The sequence below is a fragment of the Bacteroides sp. 41_26 genome, assembly GCF_949740115.1.
Lineage (GTDB): Bacteria > Bacteroidota > Bacteroidia > Bacteroidales > Bacteroidaceae > Bacteroides > Bacteroides nordii.
Genome location: NZ_CATJGZ010000051.1, coordinates 61,674 through 80,620 on the forward strand (window position 1 = coordinate 61,674; position 18,947 = coordinate 80,620).

The window sequence follows — 18,947 nt, forward strand, 5'->3', positions numbered from 1 at the left end:
CCCCGTACCGGATTAAAAAATAAATCAGTCCACCACAGAGTACAGAGTAATTCTGTAATTGATTCTGAAATAATTAAAACTCTATGTACTCCGTGTGCTCTGTGGTAAAATATATTCGTAACCAAAACACATTATTATATCAATGAAGAATCTATTTATCATTTTAACATTACTGTTATTTACATCCTCTGTTTATGCCGAAGAGTTTCTCCTGAGTACTCCCCGCACTTCCCTCTTATTGACGGGAGAAAAGGACGGACAGCTCTACCTGCATTACTTCGGAAGAAGAGTACTTGATCCCTCCGACATCTGGAACTCCGGCAACGGTATGCTTTACCGCGAAGCCTATCCACAGTTCGGACTGGACTGTACCCTGGAACCTGCAATGGCAGTTATGTATCCGGACGGAAACCTGTCATTAGATCTGCGCTTTCAGAAAGCAGAAAACATCAAAGGTAATCATTCCGATGAATGGAAATTCTACCTGAAAGATACGGTATATCCTTTGGAAGTAACGCTGCACTACAGAATATACCACGATGAAGATATCATTGAAAGTTGGGCTGGTTATCAATATTCGGGAAAAGGTTTCGTAGAACTACGGCAGTTTGCCTCTGCCTACATGCCCTTGCCTCCGGGACAATATACCATGCAACACCTGCATGGTTCATGGGCCTCGGAGCACCAGATGGAAGAAGAAATATTGACTCATGGCAGCAAAATACTCGTAAACAGAGACGGAGTACGTAATGCACTGACAGATCATCCCTCGGTAATGCTGGGCCGTGATGGTCTGGAAGAGAACACAGGTGATGTATATGCCGGAATACTGGCATGGAGTGGTAATTACAAAATAAACTGCACACTCGATAATTCGCACCGCCTGCACCTGATTGCCGGTATCGACAATTTCCAGTCCGAATATAAACTATCCAAAGGAGAAACCTTTGTCACACCAGCCTGGGTGATGTCTTATAGCAACAAAGGCAAAGGAGAAATCAGCCGGACATTCCACCGTTGGGCACGGAAATATGCATTGGCCCATGGAGAACAAAAGCGTGATATACTTCTTAACAGTTGGGAAGGACTGTATTTCAACGTAAACATGAAAGACGTTTGTAGAATGATAAACGACTTTTCCGGTTTAGGCGGAGAGATGTTCGTACTGGACGATGGATGGTTTGGCAAGAAATACTCCAGAGACTCCGACCGTTCTTCACTGGGAGACTGGGAAGTCAGTCCCGGCAAACTACCCGACGGGCTCCAGGCACTTATTGATTCCTGTAAATGCGCCTCTATCAGGTTTGGTATATGGATAGAACCTGAAATGACCAATACTATCAGCGAACTCTATGAACAACATCCGGACTGGGTTATTTCACAACCCAATCGGCCTTTAAAGAAAGGACGGGGCGGCAATCAGCTTGTACTGGATCTGTCCAATCCCAAAGTACAGGACTTCATTTTCGGAGTAGTAGACAAGTTAATGACACAGTATCCGGAGATTGCTTACATTAAATGGGATGCTAATATGAGCCTTGCCAACTACGGCTCCAATTACCTTCCGGCCAACAAACAATCACACCTATACATAGAATATCACAGAGGACTTCGGAAAGTTCTTCAGAGAATACGCGCCAAATATCCGGACTTACTTATGCAGGCTTGTGCCAGTGGCGGAGGAAGAATCAGTTATGGCATTCTTCCTTATTTCGATGAATTCTGGACCAGTGACGATACAGATGCCATAGAGAGGATATACATGCAATGGGGAGTATCGCAATTCTATCCTGCCATAGCCATGGGGTCACACGTATCTGCTGCACGCAATCATCAGACCAATAAACTTATCCCCCTGAAGTTCCGGTTCGACGTAGCTATGTCTGGACGCCTCGGTATGGAGATGCAGCCCAAAGATTTCACACCGGATGAATATAAATTTGCCGCACAGGCCATATCCACTTATAAGCAGATTCGCCCGGTTGTTCAGTTTGGCGATCTGTACAGGCTGATTTCACCCTATGCACAGAAAAATATATCTTCACTGATGTACGTCACCCCCGACAAGGAAGAAGCGGTACTCTTTGTTTATCAATTAAAACACCGCTTCAACCCCTCATTTCCCAGATTAACCCTTCAAGGACTATCTCCGGAGGCCTCTTACGAAATCTGTGAGATCAACACGGCAGACCTGAAAGAACAGGCTAAAAAAACAATAACCGGCGGATTCCTTATAGACCAGGGAATGGAGGTATGGCTCGATAAAGAATACGACAGTAAGATTTTCCATTTAAAGAAAACCAAATAACACTTTCGGATTATGATAAAAAAAAGTTTAGCAGCAATAACCGGATTAATGCTGACTGTCCTTACATATGCGAGTAACGAACAGGCACACTGGATTACAGCCTTCGAAAATCAAAGCGCATCCAATACCTGGATTTGTTTTCGTAAGGATATGCTTATAGATTCCCTTCCGCAAGAAGATATCCATTTAAAGATTGCAGCCGACAGTAAATACTGGATGTGGATCAATGGCCGTCTCGCTGTTTTTGAAGGCTCCGTCAAAAGAGGACCCAATCCTTCGGATACATACTATGACGAAGTAGATATATCCTCATTCCTGAAAGAAGGAAATAATTCCATTGCCATTCTGCTGTGGTACTTCGGAAAGGAGGGATTCTCCTACCAACCCAGCGGCAAAGCGGGGCTGTACGTCAAAAGCCTGTCCGGCAGCCTCAACCTAAACACAGACAAGCAATGGTTATCTACCCTGCATCCGGGATACTATACACCGGCAGGAGCACAGCCCAACTTCAGACTATCGGAATCCAATATCGGCTATGACGCCCGTATATTCCCGGAAGACTGGATTATCCAACCTACCGGTAATCTCACCTATCCGTGGGCCCCTGCCATAGAGGTGGGAACCGAGGGTTCGGCACCCTGGAATAAACTCCACCCAAGAATTATTCCCTTATGGAAAGATTACGGAAAAAAAGAATATCCGGACAGCCAATGGCACCGAGGGAATGAGGTCGATACCCTAATCTGCCGGCTGCCCTACAACATGCAACTCACCCCTTGCATCGAGCTGGAAGCCCCCGAAGGGAAAGTCATAACCATGTATACGGATGATTACAAAGGCGGCGGAGTATACAATCTACGGGGCGAATATATCACCAAAGGCGGGCAACAGTCTTATGAAAGCCTGGGGTGGATAAACGGACATTCGGTGTATTATCTGATACCTAAAGGCGTGGAGGTGCTTAAAACAGAATATCGCGAAACAAGCTATGATACCTCATTTGCAGGAACTTTCAATTGTAACGACGACTTCTTCAACCGACTTTGGCAAAAGGCACAGCGTACATTATTAGTCACCATGCGCGACACCTACATGGATTGCCCCGACCGCGAACGCGCACAATGGTGGGGAGACGAAGTCATTGAATCGGGAGAATCCTTCTATGCACTTTGTCCCAAATCACATCTACTGATGAAAAAAGGGATGTACGAACTAATGGGCTGGCAGCAGGATAATGGCATTATCTTTTCTCCCATACCTTCTTCCAATTATCATACGGAACTCCCCGGACAAATGTTGGCAAGCATAGGGCGTTATGGTTTCTGGAACTATTATCTGAATACCGGAGACAGGATTCCCGTAGAAGATTTGTATGATGCCGTAAAACGGTATCTGCACGTATGGCAATATAATCCGGACGGTACTATAAAGTTCCGTAGCGGAGACTGGACATGGGGAGACTGGGGAACGAATATCGATATCGAAGGGCTGTTCAACGCCTGGTATTATCTCGCTCTGGAAGGTACAGCACAAATGGCAGAAGTACTTGATAAAAAAGAAGATGCCACCAACCTAAAAGAAGAGATGCGTCTGCTCAAAGATGCTTTTAACCAGGCTTACTGGAACGGAGCGGCCTACAAAGCCAATAGCACCATTCCCCATCCGGACGACCGCTTGCAGGCATTGGCGGTAATATCAGGTTTGGCAGATGAATCGAAATATGAAGCCATTCGCAATCTGTTCCGAAAGTACGAGTATGCAAGTCCTTATATGGAAAAATACGTCTTGGAAGCACTATTTGTAATGAACCAGCCCGAAGAGGCACTCGCACGAATGAAGAAACGGTTTGAGTCTATGGTCAATCATCCCACTCTCACGACCCTGTTTGAGGGATGGGGACTCGGACCTCAGGGGTTCGGAGGCGGAACATATAACCATGCCTGGAGCGGAGGAGGGTTGACACTATTATCCCAGTATGTATGTGGCGTCTCTCCTGTAAAGCCCGGATTCAAAGAGTTCAGCGTATTTCCCCAAATGGGCAATCTTATTCATGCAGAAACCAGCCTGCTGACTGTCAACGGTAGGATATCAATCTCATTAGAGAGAACAGACGGCCGGATACAGATGCATCTCACCGTACCAGAGAATACGCAAGCGCTGCTTCCCATCAAACCGGAAATTAAGAGAATCGAAGTAAACGGTCGCAGTGTGTATAAAAACGGAAAATTCCGGTCCAACAAATATTGCAGACCGGAATATTCATCAACCAATCAGATAGCAATAAAGGTATCTTCTGGTGTATGGAAAGTTACTATGTCACAGTAAACCATATAATAACTTTCAGCTTTCAGAGCTTGTTTTAATTTAAAACAGACTCTTGACTTATAAAGGATATTCCTCAAAAGCATACAAAATAGTGGACAGGTAGCGCTCTCCCGTATCGGGCAGCAACGCTACTATTGTCTTACCCTTATTTTCCGGAAGTTCTGCCAGCTTTGTAGCCGCATATACGGCAGCTCCTGAAGAGATTCCAACCAGTAAGCCTTCTTTCGTTGCCAACTCACGGCTGGTACGGATGGCATCATCATTCTGCACCTGCACAATCTCATCCACTACCGAAGCATCATAGATCCTAGGAATAAATCCGGCTCCGATGCCCTGTATCTTATGAGGTCCGGGCTTACCACCGGACAGAACCGGAGAATCAGCAGGCTCTACAGCTACTACCTTTATTTGAGGATTGTAATCCTTTAATGCTCTCCCCACACCGCTTATTGTACCACCTGTACCAACACCTGCCACAAATATTTCTACACGTCCGTCTGTATCATGCCATATCTCCTGTCCGGTAGTCCGCACATGGACAGCAGGATTAGCAGGATTCTCAAATTGCTGTAGGATCACTGCACCGGGAGTATTTACTTTCAACTCTTCTGCTTTGGCAATAGCTCCTTTCATTCCGTCTGCACCGGGAGTCAGTACCAGTTCGGCCCCCAAAGCCTTCAGTAAGTTCCTCCGCTCTACGCTCATCGTATCCGGCATCGTCAAAATCAACTTATATCCCTTAGAAGCAGAAACAAAAGCCAGTCCTACCCCTGTATTTCCACTCGTCGGTTCAATAATCGTAGTACCCGATTTCAAGATTCCTTTTGATTCAGCATCTTCCACCATCGCCAAAGCGATACGGTCTTTCACACTGCCTACCGGATTAAAATACTCCAACTTTACCACCACACGAGCTTTTAGTCCTTTACTTGCATTATAATTACTCAGCTCCAACAACGGGGTGTTGCCTACGAGGTCGGTCAGTCTTTTTGCTATCTTTCCCATATCTGTTAATGTATTAATTATCTGTTTTTTTATTATACGACAAAGATAGAGGAGTTTTGGTTCGCCGGAAATACCACACTTGTGGTAAATTCGTACTATGAATGAGGGATAAATATCCTAAATGCCCGTTACAACTTTGCCGCACTCACCTTCCAGGCGTACAGCATCACTACTATAAAGGAAAGCAAAGGTACGATAAAGGAAAGAGACATGGTAGTCTGATCTGCCACATACCCCATCATCAATGGCCCTACCGCCCCGCCAACAGGTGACATCATCAGATAAGAAGAAGCACGCTTGGTATGCTTACCCAGCCCCCGTAAAGAAAGAGCAAAAATAGTGGGGAACATGATAGCCTCAAATGCATATCCTAAAAAAAGTGCTACGAGAGACACAATCCCCACATTCAGTACAATCAGCAACGAGGTAATCACCGTACACACAGCACAAAATAACAGCACTTTCTCTGCACGGATACGTTGCATAATCCAGCTACCGGCAAAACGTCCACACATGAATAATCCTAAACCTCCAAAAGAAAGTACTATAGAAGCATCACGGGCATTCATCCAGCCATCGTCAACCACGTAGTTTATAAAGAAGCTATTAATAGAAATCTCCGCTATCTCATAACAAAACAGGGCAGCAATACCAAAAATGAAAAGTTTGTGCGACCACAGGCTTTTCGTTTTCCCTTCTCTGTCACCCTCTTCTTCATGAACAATCTCCGGCAGTCTGATCTTTGAAAAAACCATAGCAACTGCCAACACTACAATCCCCATTAACGTATAAGGCAAAGAAATTGCAACCTCCCCTTCTTCAGAGAAAAGCAATAATCCACCTATCAATGGTCCACAAATACATCCCAATCCATTGAATGACTGAGCCAAGTTCAAGCGGCTGGCAGCAGTCTCTTTATCCCCCAACTCCGTCATATAAGGATTGGCAGCAGTTTCCAAAAACACCAGTCCACAGGCTATGACAAACAATGAGAACAGAAAGAAATTGAACGACATCCAGTACTCTCCGGGAATAAAAAGCAAAGATCCCAGTCCATAAAGTAGTAACCCTAATACTACTCCACGACGATAACCGTACTTATTGATAAATAATCCGGCAGGAATAGCCATAACAAAATATCCCAAATAGAACATAACCTGCACCCATGCAGAATGGGTACGGCTGATGACCAGTACATCCTGAAAATGTTTGTTCAGCACATCAAGAATGGCATGGGCAAATCCCCATAAGAAGAATAAAGAAGTAACCAGAATGAAGGGAACACGATATTCCCTCTTTACCAATGCATATCTTTGCTTTTGCATAACTTCAATCTAAATAGACATGCAAAGATAAACAAAAAATAAAAATCAATCTTATTCACTTGTCTCTGTCTTGGGATACTTAGTATTATTTATAAATCAAACCTTGCTCGATAATACATTACTTAATTTAATGGAGTAAACATCACTTCAATAGCCAAACTTCTTTTACCTTCTAATTCAATAGCCAATTTTCCAAAGCCTTTATTCTCGGAGTTCTTTGTCAAAGGGAAACTGTCTTTCAGTAAATAAGTTGCAGGGAGAGTTTGGAAAGAAGCATCCAAGGGAGAAACGATCTCAACCTTCATCTTTTTATCTGCCATGGTAAGAATAGCAATATGTCCTCTTTCCTGTAACTCTATATCAGCTTTCGTATGCATAAACCACCACACAGAAGAATTAGGATCACGACATTCCAATAAATCTTTTACAACCATGTATTTTCGCTTCCTGTCCATGCCTATTGTCCGGTTATATGAAATCAAATCCCGTTCATAACAATCGGTTAAGTCAAATGTATAACAGCTTTTTTCCTTTTTGTTTTCTGACGATTTCATAATCGCAATACCATTCTCCTTTTGTTCCGGTCGTATAGTAGGATTTACAACTATACAATTTTTACCTTCCGTTCGTAGTCGATAAAAATGCCAACGTCCCGGTTCCGTTTGTTCATTTATAGAATCTAGATAATCTGGAGAAGTTTTCTGACTAAAATACCCGGGATAAGTATAATTATCACTTCCGAGATTACCATAAGCAAACACTTCTCCTAATGCTTGAATGTAAAAAGAACCCGCATCAAGATGTCCGTGATTGGCATTATTTGCACCACCATGTATAGCAATATACATAGCATCTGACGAATCCCAATTTTCGCGGATAGAGTATAATTCTATGCCCCGAATAGCGTTATCAAGCGGAATAGTTGTAGTTTTTGCTTTTGTAACAAGTTCAGGATCATAAAAATAAATATCTTGCCATTGACAACGGCCATTTTTCATGCATAATTCTAAATGTTGTTTTGCTAATGCCGGATCGTTATAATATCGGGCAAACCATAAAAAAGAAGTATCACGTGAATAGCGTAGAGGATCATCTCCAATATTTAGACTTGTTACAGGTCCTGACATTAAAAATGGGAACCAACCGGTTTTGCGTAATCCCGCAATATCAGCCAACCCATTTGTCGTACCCAATGTATTAGTCATTGCTTCAAGACCTAAATTTGTATACATTAAACCGTATGACCAGTACATCAATCCTTCTTCACTTTGTCCGTCGGGCTCAAATTCCACGAGGTAATGGGGCAAACAGTTCATTGCTGCTGCTATGACCTGTGATAAAAAATCAGGATTTTCTTCGTACATAGCCAGTGCTGCTACTATAAGCCCACTATTACAAATTCCATTCCAGTTATTATTTGCTAAATACCATTTCCATACAGTTTTTCCTCCGTCAATTTGATATTTCCCAATGTTCAATGCGTGTTTTAGTACCCCTTCTTCCAGTATTTTTCTTTGATCAGGAGTCATATAATTATAAAGTCCGTCATAAACGAATGCAAAATTAAAAGCTCCAATTCCCGTATCAAGAAAATGACGATCGGCTCCCCAGTCAGGATATTTACAGAATATAGCAAGTTGTTGATAGCATCGATCGGCATATTTGGTTTCACCCGTCATTTGATACATAAAAATTAGATGAGGGGCTTGAGTTGCAAATTTATGTATAGAAGGTATGCGAAGTCCTGCATCATCCAAATAATAATCTAATAATGGCTCTTTTAAAATCTGATCAGCTTCTTTATGTGCATTTTCCGCATACATTACTACAAATGGATCATTTTGTGCATATAATTGTTTGATCCGATCAATAGTCTGTTGATTATAAAAAAGTCTTGGATGTACACCTTGTAATTCTTTACGGAATTTATTTTGCACTTCATTGGCTGTATTTTGTTTGAATGTCAATTCTTTGTTCCCATATTGGGTGGAAAATTTTAATTGTGCCTGAAGTAAATAGGGTATTAGGAGAAGTAAAATAAGAAAGTAATATCTCATAATATTTTTTATTTTTATTAACCATAAATAATAGTAGTATAAAAGAGGCCAACGATAAATAATTAGTCTCTTTTATATTACGCTAAGCTATTCCCATCCAGAATTCTGAATCAGTATTCCCTTGCTTTTGGCTATCTCATTATAGGGTATAGGATAAAGATACATTTTCTCTTGGAATATTCTATTTTCTACTTTAAAACGTTCGTATGTTGTTGTACCTCCGTTAGTTGAGATCAGTATTCCCATTAATGGTTTATTTTCTGTGACATTCGCGATTTTCCAACGGCGTACATCAAAGAAGCGCTGATCTTCAAAAGCCATTTCTACTTGACGTTCACGTTGAATATTAATACGCATATTTTCTTTGTCAAGACCAGATTGAATAGGTGGCATTCCGACTCTATCACGAACCAAATTAATCGCTTCCCGGGCAGATAAAGTTAGGTTAGTTGTACCGATTACTTTAACATCGGGTCCGACCGATTCATTTACTGCTTCAGCATAATTTAATAGTACTTCTGCATAGCGCATCAATACCCATGATTTAGCTCTTGATTCTGATTTGGATAAATCGAAATTTTCAACCAATAGTTTTCTCAAATAGTAACCTGTAGTGGTAGCTCCATACTTTACTCCAATGCCATCAGCTCCCCCCATATAAGACTGTACTTGACGTGCACTGCCATCAATATTTTTTCCTAAAGTCGAACCATTAATAGCAATAATCATATTAAGGCGAGGATCTCTTTCTTCATATGGATTATCTGTATTCTTTAATTTGGAAGGATCAAATACAGTACCGTTACTGTACTCAAAAGCATCTAATAGATTTTGTGAAGGACATATACAAGCACCTCCTCCATTGACCATCCCTACAGGATAATTAGCCTTTTCGAACGTGCTTCCTGCCTTTTCGAAAGGACGGGTCATTATGATTCCAGTATTTTTCCCAGCAAAAGGAACAATTGCATCATTATTGGCCTGAGCTTGGAAAAGTCCGTTATAATTAGAATATAAATAACGGACATGCTGACAATTTTTATCCGTAAGAAAATCATAACCTGCTAATGCAGCCTTTTCCCATTTACCGATATCTTCAGTTGGGTTATGCAACGGACTGGCCGCATAAAGCAACGCTTTTAGTTTTAAGAATTTTGCTACAGGTTTCTCCAGGCGACCTAAATTGGTATTGTCTTTACCTTTGCCTCCTTCACCATCCTGCCACTGATAATTTGCCCAATAGTTTGTTAAGTCTTTATAAACTACATCACATTCATCAGCAATAAAATTGACGCATTCATCAAAAGAGTTACGTGGTAAATCCAAATCATCTTCAAGTGTAAGAGAATGCTTTACCAATGGGACTCCACCATAACGTTTGATGAGTTCAAAATAAAAATAAGCTCTTAATAATCTGACTTCCGCTCTCAATTTTTTAAAATCATCACAGTTCTTTAAATAAATATCCTTATTGCTTGCAATTAAAGTATCTTCATATAAAATGTGTTTGTATTCCTCTGTCTTTTCGAGAAATAAATTAGCGTGACGGATACCTTTGTAGTAATGTGCAAATACATCATCAGGATTGGAAAATTGGTTCCAGGCACCGGTATTAAATTTTTGTACGTTTGATTGTTTGGCAAAATCTGCTTCATCACAGGCTGCGGCTAAGGAGGCACCTCCATCTAACCCATTATATGGTCGTAAATAATTATATGCTCCTAATCCCCAAGCTTTCAAATTATTGAAACCGGAATGAAGGAACATTTCTTCATCGTAGTTATCATTAATTTTTTGGTCAAGGAAGTCATTACAACTCATGAATGTGAGAGTAGCAACGATCCCTAAAAATATATTTGTTATTCTTTTCATAATTTGTAATATTAGAAATTAGAATTGGACTGAAAATCCCATATTATAACTTTTCATTACTGGATATTTAAACATATCCAGTACTTCCGGATCTACATTTAGTTCGGATATTTTGTCCCAAGTGAATGGATTTATTACGCTGACAAATACTCTGATTTTCTCTATTTTTATTTGTCGGGTGGCATTTACTGGTATGGTATATCCCAGTTCAATATTTTTCAGACGCAAATAGGAACCTGATCTTTGCCATAGAGTAGAAGGACGGTAATTGTTATTATTCTCTTCGGTTGTTAATCTTGGGAATAGAGCAGCATCTCCTTTTTCGGGAATCCAATAATTGTCTTTTACCCATTGAGTTGGTTTTACACCACCATTAAGGAAAGGAATTATTAAATTGTTATCCAACAGAGATACAGAACGATTACCTGCTCCTTGAAAAGATATAGCCAAATCGAAACCTTTGAAACCAATACCTGCATCAAATCCATAATATATTTCAGGGTAGGATGTATGCCCAACAGGAATACGGTCATTATCATCAATAAAACCATCATTGTTTTGATCTTTGTACTTGATATCACCTGGTTGAACATTACCGAACATTTGTTTTGGACTGTCTACAATATCTTGCTCATCTTTAAAGAAGCCGATAGCTTCTAAAATATATGGTTGATTGATAGGCCTTCCTTTGGCATATAAATATTCTTCATTGGCAGGGCGGTGATTTTCTTTGATATCTATTATTTTATTTTTTGCATAAGAAAAACGTCCACCCAGATAATAAGAGAAGTCTCCTACCCTATCATTCCAGAATGCTTCAATTTCTATACCTTGATTTTGCGTTTTCCCTTCATTCATATTATTAATGTCAGCCCCTAATAATGCCGAGATATAGTTATTAGGTTGTACATAAATGTCATTTCTTTTTTCGAAAAAATATTCAGCAGACAGACTTAAACGATTAAATAATGTCATTTCTGTACCAACATCATATTTTAGTGCTTTTTCCCATGTCACGAAAGGATTGGCAAGTATACCTTCTTTATATAATCCGGGACTTTGATCCAGATTCTCTCCGAATAGATAATTCCCTCCACTTACATAATTCTGTTGATAGATAAATCGTCCTACGGAACCTGTACGGTCATTTCCTACAAGTCCTATGGAAGATTTTAATTTAAAGAATGTCAAAATGGTATTATGTCTCATAAATTCTTCATTTGAGATTATCCAACCAGCGGAAAAAGCGGGGAATACTCCAAAACGATGATTAACAGGGAAGTTTTCAGAACCGGAATAAGATATGGCAAAACCTCCGAAATAACGATTATTGTAACTATAGTTCGCTCTTCCTAAGATATTCTGTTTAGCATAAGGCATTTGATTCCCGGCGGCTTTGTATAATTCCTGAAAGTAGTTTAACGAAATATCTATTTGATGTTTATTAAAATAACGGCTATAGTCGGCTCCTGCCATAATTGTTGTCCGATTCCATTGTGTTCCTGAATTTTGTGAATGTGAGAAGCTTCCTTCACTTCCCCGGGCTGTAACATCATATGGCATCTCATTTTCAGGTGTTATACCCGGAATAATTTTATCAGGACGGGGAGTTAACTCTTCATATGCTAATCCGCGTACTTTATCGAAAGTCATATAATAGTTATTGCTAAAGCCTATTTGTCCATAAATAGATAATCCCGGTGTAAGAGATTCTAAATTGGCTATCATTTTAACACTGGTATCAATTGTTCTTTCATTGATTGATTTATATCCTTTTTGCTGTATGGTAGCTACTGGATTTTCTGCATATTTTTCAACACCGCCCCATGCCCCGGATGGAGTATGTACTGCATATGGTAGAAATACCCCCATTGTCTTCCAAATTGTATTTTCATCAGCATTCGGGAAGATTTTATCTTCAATTACTCCTCTGAATTTTACTTCCGAACTTAGCCACTTTGTTAGTTGTAAATCAATATTCGTCCGTATATTATATCGCTTTAAATCATAATTAGAATTTGTAGTCCCATTTGTATGCGCGTATAATCCTTGTGTATCCATGAAACCTAATGCAGCATAATATTTAGCAAAATTGTTTCCTCCCGAAAACGTTAAAGCGTAATTATGAACAAAAGCAGACTTTTTTAATACTTCGTCATACCAATTGACATCCGGATATAAATAAGGATATTTTTGGCTTTTGAAATAATCTACAATTTGTTGGTTTTTAAAATATCCGTTCGAGATATCTTTTCCATCACTTTTCATTGCTTCATTATAAAGTTCTGCATAATCGCCATTTCCTAATAATTCCGGTAGTTGAGTAGCTTGTTGCCATCCGAAACGGGTTGATAAACTGATTTTTACTTTTTCATTGTTTATTCCTCGTTTTGTTGTGATCAACAATACCCCATTAGCACCTCTTTGACCATATAAAACAAGAGATGCTGCATCTTTTAAAAGAGTTACAGATTCTATTTCGTCAACGAGCAAGTTCGACCACTTTGTTTCTACTCCATCTACCAGTATCAGGATTCCATTATCCTGAAATGTTTGTCTGCCACGTATCATTAAATCAGGGGCATCGGTATTTCCTTGTGAACCTCCTTTCTGAACGACATGTAGACCTGCTAATTTTCCTGATAAAGCATATCCTAGATTAGAGCTATACATTGGTTTCAGTTCCTCTCCACTGACAGATGTGGCAGAATGTGTTGAGTGTTGTCTTGAGATTTCCCCTCGGTAGGGTTCCATGACTTTATGTTCTAAGAAGTTCTTTTCTGCGAACTGTGTTTTAATCGTATCTACGTTTTCCGCCTTCTGAGCTAATAGAGTCACAGGCAAACATAGAACAAATAAAAAATTTATATAGTTACATATAGTTTTCATTGAGCATTCTTGAATTTAGTATTTAACATCCATTTATAACTCCCAACCGGGATTTTGCACAATAATTCCTTTGTTAACTTCATCTTGAGGGAAAGGATATAGATACATTTTATCTTCCCAAATTCTATTTTCAAAAGGTTCAATGGCGTAGTACAGCCAGCTGTCATTATCTTTCTTTTGCTGAGCCGTCCAGCTTTCTTGCGGAACTTTATATTTATTATATGCTTTTTCCTTTAAGCTGAATGTATAAAATTCACCTTTCATAATCCCCTCTTCTCCGGCAATTAACCAACGTCGAACATCGAAGAAGCGATGCTCTTCTGCATATAGCTCGACTGCTCTTTCACGGCGAATTTCCTTTTTCATATCTTCATAACCTAAGTCATTTTTTATTTTAGGAAGTCCGCCGCGTACTCTTACTTCATTGAGTGCATTTAGCATTTCGGTGATATTTCGGTCAGTGGTACTTTCGTTCAATGCTTCGGCATAGTTTAGATACATTTCACTCAATCGGAAAATGGGCCAGTTTATATCAAGTGTGGCATTGGTACCATTAACTTGATTTATAAATTTTTTAAAATGTAGACCATTGGGTACACCAGGACCTAAGATTGGCCCTGAACCGGAAACTCCCGGTGTAAGGTTGCCTGCTCTATCCATTTTTTGATAGACAAAATAAGCAGTATCTGCACCCCGACTGGCATCCATCAATCCGGTTTCCGTATATTTTGATCCAGGCCACCAAATGGAAGCCTGCAGACGAGGTTCCATTTTTTTCATTATTTCTTTAAATTCGATAAAACTACCTTCTTGCGGAAGTTCTACATCATTCCCTTCCAGATCTCTGAACTGTTTAAGAAAATTCATAGGCATGGCATGTGAGGTATTCCCCCATGTGTAATAAATTGGACAACAGAAACGTACCAAATTCCACCACTTTTCGTTGAAATATGGCGAATAATATGAATGAGAGCGATCGAAATAGATAGTTTCTTTATTCCTTGGATCAAGTGGTTTGCATGATGCATAATTATAGCTTTCTATTTTACCCAGTCCTCCATCATCCAGTAATTCATAATTGTTTGCTTTTGCCCAGTCTAAGACTTGTCGACCGGCTGTAGCGGCTTTATCCCACAATGTAGGATCTTTCTTTCTATAACATATTAACGAATCTCTTTCGTCACCGTATGATAGGTACGGTTTATCCGTGTTGAACAATGGACTGGCAGCATATAATAAGGTTTTTGACTTCAGTGCTAATGCCACTCCTTTATGAACACGTCCGTATTCTGATGTTCCCCAGAAATCATCTTTTAAAAACGGGTATGCTTCTTCACAGCTTCGCACAATAAAATTGACTACTCTCTCCACACTTTGACGGGTTCCGGAGGGAACTACTATGGCCTTGTTAACTCCGTTTACACTTTCTATCTTCACAGTTGGGGCTTGGTCCATAATAGGAATTCCTCCAAAACGTTTGAAAGCTTCAAAATGCATCAATGCCCGTAGCACTTTGGCCTCTGCTCTGACTTGCTCACGTAGCTCTATTGTCCAATTATAAGAACCACTCGCACCTAATGGCACATTATCGACATTATCTATGAAAATAGATGCATTTCGCATACCCTGAATAGCACGTGTAAGGTTAAACTCTTCTTGGTTCTGAGGTCCCCATGTACCTACGTTGAATTGATGAGAACGATGTGAGTCTCCATATTGGTCTCCTTCATCACAGGCTCCTATTAATAAGCCATCTACACATCCTGCATCGGAAAATCCGCTACCCCCTTCTCCTGTAATAAATCCATCTACTATGCAAGTGGCATACACATTGAATAAGGCTTCCATAGCCCTGTCCGGATCAGAAAAGACGTATTCTTTATTGATTACGCTACCTTCCGGTTGTTCCAAAAAATCCGAACATGAACTGAATGATAGTGAACCGACTATTAAAAAAGCCGTAATCACTTTATATTTTGATTTATTCATACCAATCTTTAAATTATATATCATCAAAACTGAATATTAATTCCCATATTGAAAACTCGCATCATCGGATAAGCATTTCCGTTACTATCAGCTATTTCAGGATCAAAATAAGACATCTTTGTCCAAGTACACAGGTTCTGCCCATTGACATATAATCTCAGATTTTGAACCGGTGATTTTTCTCTAAATTTAAAAAGATAAGCTACTTCCACATTTTTCAGACGCAGATAAGAAGCATCCTCCTGCCACATGGTAGAGTATTGGTAATTGTGTTTTGTTCCTTCCGGTGATTCACTCAATCTGGGAAGAGAAATTGGTAATCCTTGTTCATATCTTTCTTGTGTCCAGCTTTCTTTTGCTGTTTCGAAAGCCGCTTTTGTTCCTGCTACAAAGGGCCATGCTGCAGTTCCCGACAAATATGTTGATACATGGCCTGCTCCCTGAAATAGTGCGGATATAGAAAAGTTTTTCCATTGAAATCCAAGAGAAATACCATATACAATTTCCGGGACATTTGGATAACCAATATTGACTTTATCATTTTCATCAATGAAATTGTCGCCTGTAATATCTTTATACTTTATATCACCCGGACGTAATCCGTTACCTTCCCATTTTGATCTGGGCCTGTCTGGATCATTGACTTCTTCCCACGTATTATAAAAGCCTTCGGCAATCAAGCCTTTGGGCTGTCCTATACGGGATCCGGTTTCATACAATCCGGGGTATTTTTTAGGAGCTTCGTCTTTATAAATGATTTTATTTCTTGCAAAAGAATAATTTCCGTTTACCCAATAAGTAAGTCCTATACTATTTATTTCATCTTTATAACCAAATTCAAATTCGTAACCTTTATTCTCTGTTCTTCCTACATTGTAGGGAGGTACAATTGAAGGGTCACCAAACCAGAGAGGTAAATTAAGAGAATAAAGAATATTAGAGCGCTTTTCTATGAAATAGTCGGCACTGAAATTTAAACGGTCTTTGAAAAATCTTAAATCCAATCCCAAATTCGTTTTTTTGGCTTTTTCCCATGTTACATAAGGGTTACCTAATTTGGATTCTTTATATCCGCTATATTTTGTTTGACCTGTTCCGAAATAGTAGCCAGGACTGGATACTCGTATATAAGCATCAGGCAAAAATAAAAAACGCTCTCCACCAATACGATCATTACCAACTAATCCATATGAAGCACGTATCTTACCGAAACTTAAAATATCGTTTTTTGGAAAGTAAACATCTTCTGTAAATGCGTAGCCAACGGAAAAAGATGGGAAAAAACCAAATTGTTTTCCTTTGGCAAAATTTTCGGAACCGTTATAACCGGCATTAATTTCGGCCATATACCGATATTTATAGTTATAAGTTGCACGTGCTACTAAACCCAGATAATTGTAGGGTAATTCATTCTTACCATTATAAGTTCTTTCAGCAGTACCGAGGAACAGGGCACTCACGTTATGCCCATCAAAATTGTTATTGTATTCCAAAGCCACTTCACCATAAATGCGACGATTTTTATCATAATAATCTGATGAAGTTTTTACCGGACCCTCGTATTGATTAGGTATAATAATAGCTACAGGTTCTTCTACAGAGGAATTTGGGTCTAACTTAATATCATACATTGGAATCTGTTTGCTACGGGAAACTTTTTGATAGTAATAGTTGTCATAAGCAACTTTCCCTCGTACAGCTAATCCCTTAATGAGCTTATCAAGCTTATATCGAGCTGCTATATCAATGTTTGCTCTTGCTGTAAAATTTTCATTAAATCCCTTACTGAGCATTTCATAAAGAGGAGGATTTGATATTTGCCATTTTTCAAGCCCCTGGACATTTCGTATCATTTTACCATCAAAAGTGACTGGAGACATAACAGGATTTGCTGAAAAAATAGTTCCCATAATAGTTTTTGCATCTGAGCCAGCGTAGTTAGATTCTGTCATTTGTACCCCGGACTTAACGGAAATCGTAAAATCATTGGTAATGTTAAAATCCAAATTAGCACGTACGTTGTAGCGATTGTATTTGGGATTAGCACTGAAATCTTTGAAGAAACTTCCCATTTCATAAATACCCTGCTGATTATAATATCCCAATGATACATAATATTTAGTCCGTTTGTTCCCTCCTTGTACCGAAAGATTATGCTGATGTTGTATTGATACATTTTTCAGCATATAATCCATCCAGTTGATATCTGGATGAAAAATAGGATCATCACCATTTTTATATCGTTCGAGATCGTAATCAGAAAATGGATAATTTACCTGTTCAGGATCCGTACTGTCCTGGTATGCAGCTTCATTGCGTAAACTTGCCCATTCATATGCATTTAATAGTTTAGGCATCCGTATTGGATTTTGTAAGGCAACATTGCTGGTCAATGATATCTTTGGACGCCCTTCCTGTCCTGTTTTAGTAGTGACAATGATAACACCATTAGCTCCGCGAACACCAAACACTGCAGTAGACGATGCGTCTTTCATCACGTTTATAGACTCAATTTCATTGGGGTCTAATCCTGATAAAGAACGTTCTACACCATCCACTAAGATTAATGGTTTGGCATTACCATCAGCAAATGTTGCTATACCCCGGACATAAATTTCCGCATCGTCACGTCCTGGCTCACCCGAACGTTGAACTGTTGTAATACCTGTGGTGCGCCCCGCTAAAGCATTTCCCGCATTAGCGACAGGGGCTTTTAATATTTCTTCGTTTTTAACCGATCCTAATGCTCCTGTCACTGATATTTTAGCTTGAGAACCATAGCCGACCACTACAACCTCATCAAGCTGTTGGGAGTCCTCCTCCATAACTATAAATATAGGAGTATTTTTTTCAACAATTATTTCTTGAGTTTTATATCCTAAATAGGTAAATACTAATATAGTTCTTTTTTTAGGTGTAACAATTGAAAAATTACCATCCAAGTCTGTAATACCTCCTGTAGAGGTACCTTTAATCAGTACAGATACACCGATTATAGGCTCACCTGTGGCATCTTTTACGGTACCTGTAACTGTCATTGTCTCTTTTTGCTGTACAATCATATTATTATCTTTGGCCGAACCTTCTGCGTTTATGTCTATTAAAGGTGCAACTAAACAAAATAATATAAGATACTTGCGTTTTAATACATGTTTCAGATTCATATTATTAAGTTAT

Annotated in this window: 9 protein-coding genes; 2 read left to right on the top strand and 7 right to left on the bottom strand. The window is 39.5% G+C overall.

The window, feature by feature from the left end:
* Window positions 1-142 precede the first annotated feature (142 nt).
* Window positions 143-2,308 carry an alpha-galactosidase gene (locus QX565_RS03255; RefSeq protein WP_122201450.1) on the top strand — a complete coding sequence of 722 codons (2,166 nt, stop codon included), beginning with the start codon at window positions 143-145 and terminating at the stop codon, window positions 2,306-2,308.
* Between the two features lie 12 nt (window positions 2,309-2,320).
* A complete protein-coding gene (locus QX565_RS03260; protein ID WP_195348921.1) occupies window positions 2,321-4,633 on the top strand; it encodes an alpha-L-rhamnosidase-related protein in 2,313 nt (770 codons plus the stop codon).
* 57 nt (window positions 4,634-4,690) lie between these two features.
* On the opposite strand, the gene cysK is transcribed toward QX565_RS03260, so the two are convergent.
* The 7 genes from cysK to QX565_RS03295 all read right to left on the bottom strand — a co-directional run bounded on the left by cysK (window position 4,691) and on the right by QX565_RS03295 (window position 18,934).
* Window positions 4,691-5,638 carry a cysteine synthase A gene (gene cysK, locus QX565_RS03265; RefSeq protein WP_025866837.1) on the bottom strand — a complete coding sequence of 316 codons (948 nt, stop codon included), beginning with the start codon at window positions 5,636-5,638 and terminating at the stop codon, window positions 4,691-4,693.
* Window positions 5,639-5,766: 128 nt separating this feature from the next.
* Window positions 5,767-6,963, bottom strand: a complete 1,197-nt coding sequence (locus QX565_RS03270) for a sugar MFS transporter (protein ID WP_025866836.1) — start codon at window positions 6,961-6,963, stop codon at window positions 5,767-5,769.
* A 122-nt stretch (window positions 6,964-7,085) separates the two neighbouring features.
* A complete protein-coding gene (locus tag QX565_RS03275; RefSeq protein WP_122201452.1) occupies window positions 7,086-9,020 on the bottom strand; it encodes a hypothetical protein in 1,935 nt (644 codons plus the stop codon).
* A gap of 87 nt (window positions 9,021-9,107) precedes the next feature.
* Window positions 9,108-10,892 carry a RagB/SusD family nutrient uptake outer membrane protein gene (locus tag QX565_RS03280; RefSeq protein WP_122201453.1) on the bottom strand — a complete coding sequence of 595 codons (1,785 nt, stop codon included), beginning with the start codon at window positions 10,890-10,892 and terminating at the stop codon, window positions 9,108-9,110.
* An 18-nt stretch (window positions 10,893-10,910) separates the two neighbouring features.
* On the bottom strand, window positions 10,911-13,646 hold the full coding sequence (locus QX565_RS03285) for a SusC/RagA family TonB-linked outer membrane protein (protein WP_289291248.1): 2,736 nt from the start codon (window positions 13,644-13,646) through the stop codon (window positions 10,911-10,913).
* A gap of 168 nt (window positions 13,647-13,814) precedes the next feature.
* Complete coding sequence (locus QX565_RS03290) at window positions 13,815-15,794, bottom strand: RagB/SusD family nutrient uptake outer membrane protein (RefSeq protein ID WP_122201455.1); 1,980 nt, start codon at window positions 15,792-15,794, stop codon at window positions 13,815-13,817.
* A complete protein-coding gene (locus tag QX565_RS03295) occupies window positions 15,794-18,934 on the bottom strand; it encodes a SusC/RagA family TonB-linked outer membrane protein (RefSeq protein WP_122201456.1) in 3,141 nt (1,046 codons plus the stop codon). The genes QX565_RS03290 and QX565_RS03295 overlap by 1 nt, the downstream gene beginning before the upstream one ends.
* Between the last annotated feature and the right edge of the window lie 13 nt (window positions 18,935-18,947).

Excerpts from the sequence above, each read along its gene's own strand:
- QX565_RS03295 (WP_122201456.1), bottom strand. The coding sequence starts at position 18,934 with ATGAATCTGAAACATGTATTAAAACGCAAGTATCTTATATTATTTTGT.
- QX565_RS03280 (WP_122201453.1), bottom strand. The coding sequence starts at position 10,892 with ATGAAAAGAATAACAAATATATTTTTAGGGATCGTTGCTACTCTCACA.
- QX565_RS03290 (WP_122201455.1), bottom strand. The coding sequence starts at position 15,794 with ATGATATATAATTTAAAGATTGGTATGAATAAATCAAAATATAAAGTG.
- cysK (WP_025866837.1), bottom strand. The coding sequence starts at position 5,638 with ATGGGAAAGATAGCAAAAAGACTGACCGACCTCGTAGGCAACACCCCG.
- QX565_RS03255 (WP_122201450.1), top strand. The coding sequence starts at position 143 with ATGAAGAATCTATTTATCATTTTAACATTACTGTTATTTACATCCTCT.
- QX565_RS03260 (WP_195348921.1), top strand. The coding sequence starts at position 2,321 with ATGATAAAAAAAAGTTTAGCAGCAATAACCGGATTAATGCTGACTGTC.
- QX565_RS03285 (WP_289291248.1), bottom strand. The coding sequence starts at position 13,646 with ATGGAACCCTACCGAGGGGAAATCTCAAGACAACACTCAACACATTCT.
- QX565_RS03275 (WP_122201452.1), bottom strand. The coding sequence starts at position 9,020 with ATGAGATATTACTTTCTTATTTTACTTCTCCTAATACCCTATTTACTT.
- QX565_RS03270 (WP_025866836.1), bottom strand. The coding sequence starts at position 6,963 with ATGCAAAAGCAAAGATATGCATTGGTAAAGAGGGAATATCGTGTTCCC.